This is a genomic window from Kitasatospora sp. NPDC056076 (assembly GCF_042266305.1).
GTDB lineage: Bacteria > Actinomycetota > Actinomycetes > Streptomycetales > Streptomycetaceae > Kitasatospora.
Map to the genome: position 1 here is coordinate 1 of NZ_JBHJWG010000119.1, position 2778 is coordinate 2778.

General features: G+C 71.0%; 1 protein-coding gene. It reads right to left on the reverse strand.

The window, feature by feature from the left end; translation table 11 throughout:
* Positions 1-2778 (reverse strand): amino acid adenylation domain-containing protein (locus tag ACFC1T_RS38305; protein WP_375897418.1); only part of this gene is annotated, 2778 nt, incomplete at both ends.

Sequence of the window (2778 nt, forward strand, 5' to 3'; positions counted from 1 at the left end):
CTTGACCTGGTCGTCGGTGCGGCCGAGGAAGTCGAGGGTGCCGTCGGGGCGGTAGCGGGCGAGGTCGCCGGTGCGGTAGAGCCGGGCGCCCGGGGTGAAGGGGTCGGGGACGAACCGGTCGGCGGTGAGCGCCGGTTGGTGGTGGTAGCCGCGGGCCAGGCCGTCGCCGCCGAGGTACAGCTCGCCGGTGACGCCGATCGGGACGGGGCGCCCGGCCGGGTCGAGAAGGTGGATGCGGGTGTTGTCGATCGGCCGCCCGATCGGTACCGGACCCTCCCACGACCCCGGCCGACAGGTGAAGCACGTGGCCATGGTGGTGCTCTCGGTGGGCCCGTAGACGTTGACGACGGCCGAGCCGGGGTGGAGCTCCAGGAACGTCCGGACGTGGGTGGCCGACAGGGCCTCGCCGCCCGTCAGGACGTGCCGGACCCCGGCCAGGGCCTGCGAGGACTCCTCCACCAGGGTGTGGAAGAGGGCGGTGGTGAGGAGGAGGGCGGTGGGTCGGTGGGTGTGGATGTCGTGGGTGGCGGTTTCGGTGGTGGTGCGGCCCGGGCTGGCGATGGCGAGGGTGGCGCCGGTGGTGAGGGGGGTCCAGATCTCGTAGCTGGAGGCGTCGAAGGCGATGGAGTTGAGGTGGAGGAAGACGTCGTCGGGGGTGGTGTCGGTGATGCGGGTGTTGTGGGTGAGGCGTAGGACGGCTTGGTGGGTGATCTGGACGCCCTTGGGGGTGCCGGTGGATCCCGAGGTGTGGAGGACGAAGGCGAGACTGCCGGGGTGGGCGACGGGATCGGGATCGGTGGTCGGGTGCCCGGCGGTCGTCGGGTCGTCCAGGGCGAGGAGGGTGCCACCGAGGGAGGCCGCCAGTCCGGTCTGGTGGGGGTGGTGGAGGACGACGGTGGTGTCGGTGGAGGTCAGGAGGTGGGTGAGGCGTTCGGTGGGGTGGGTGGGGTCGAGGGGGAGGTAGGCGGCGCCGGCTTTGAGGACGGCGAGCAGGCCGATGACGAGTTCGGGGCTGCGTTCGGCGCAGATGCCGACGGTGGTGTCGGGGTGGACGCCGGATTCCCGGAGTCGGTGGGCGAGTTGGTTGGCACGTTCGTTGAGCTCGCGGTAGCTGAACCGTCGTTCGCCCTGGACGAGAGCGATGGCCTCCGGCCGCAATCGGGCGTGCTGTTCCACCAGTTGGTGGACGGTGCGGTCGTGGGGGTAGGGCGCGGTGGTGTCGTTCCACTCGTGCAGGATGCGGCGGCGCTCGTCCGGGCTGAGGAGGTCGAGGTCGTCCAACCGCGCGTCGGGGTCGGTGGTGACGGCGGTGAGCAGGTGCTGGAAGTGGGTGGCCAGTCGCTCGATGGTCGCCGCGTCGAACAGGTCGGTGCTGTAGGTGAAGTCGATCGTCAGCTCGGGACCCGCCTCGGTCGCGCTGACGGTCAGGTCGAACTTCGCGACCGTGTCGTCCAGCGGAAGCGTCTGGACGTCCAGTCCTGCCAGTTGCCAGCAGTGGGAGATGTCCGTGGTCGAGCCGTGGACGGTGAGCATGGTCTGGAAGAGGGGGGTGCGGCTGAGGTCGCGTTGGGGGGCGAGTTCGGAGACCAGGCGTTCGAAGGGGAGGTCCTGGTGGGCGTAGGCGTTGAGGGCGGTGTCGCGGGTCCGGTTGAGGACGTCGCGGAGGGTGGGGTTGCCGGTGAGGTCGGCGCGGAGGACGAGGGTGTTGACGAAGAAGCCGATGAGGTCTTCGGTTTCGGAGCGGTTGCGGTTGGCGACGGGGGTGCCGACGGCGATGTCGTGGTGGCCGGTGTAGGTGCGGAGGAGGATCTGGTAGGTGGCCATCAGGGTCATGAAGGTGGTGACGCCGTGGTCCTGGCCGAGTTTGTGCAGGGCGGTGGTGAGGTCGTCCGGCAGGGTGAGGGTGTGGGTGGCGCCTCGGCTGCTGCGGACGGCGGGGCGGGGGCGGTCGGTGGGCAGCTCCAGCGGTTCCAGCCCTGCGAGTTGCTCCCGCCAGTAGGCCGACTGCCCCTCGACCAGCTCGCCCTGGAGCCAGGAGCGCTCCCAGATCGCGTAGTCGGCGTACTGGAGGGCGGGTTCGGTCAGCCGGCTGGGCCGTCGCTCGCGGAGGGCCGCGTAGAGCTCGTCGAGTTCCCTGGCGACGATGCGGTAGGACCAGCCGTCGGTGACGATGTGGTGCATCGAGAGCAGGAGCACGTGCTGCTGCGGGTCGAGGCGGAACAGGTGCGCGCGGGCGAGCGGCCCGTGCGCGAGGTCGAAGGGCCGGCTCGCTTCCTGGTGCAGTGCTGCCACGAGGTCGGCGTCGTCCCAGTCGCCGGCGTCCACCTGGACGAGCGGCAGGGAGCCGGTGGGCTCGATCACCTGGGCGGGTGCCGAGTCCGCTCCCTCGGCGAACCGGGTGCGCAGGATCTCGTGCCGGGCCGCGAGCTGCTGCAGCGCCTGTTCCAGGGCTGCCGGGTCGAGCGCACCGAACAGGTGCAGCGCGACGGGGACGGTGTAGGCGTTGCCGTCGGGGTCCATCCGGTCGAGGAACCAGAGGCGTTCCTGGGCGTACGACAGCGGGACGGCGGCCGGTCGTTCCGCGCGGCGGACGGCCGTGGTGTCGACCGCTGCCGACGTGCCGAGGGTGGTGGCGAGTTGGGCGATGGTGGGGGTCTCGAAGAGGGCGCGGACGGGGAGTTCATGGCCGAGTTCGGTGCGCAGGCGGGAGGTGACGCGGGTGGCGAGGAGGGAGTGTCCGCCGAGGTCGAAGAAGTTGTCGTGGATGCCGACGGTGGT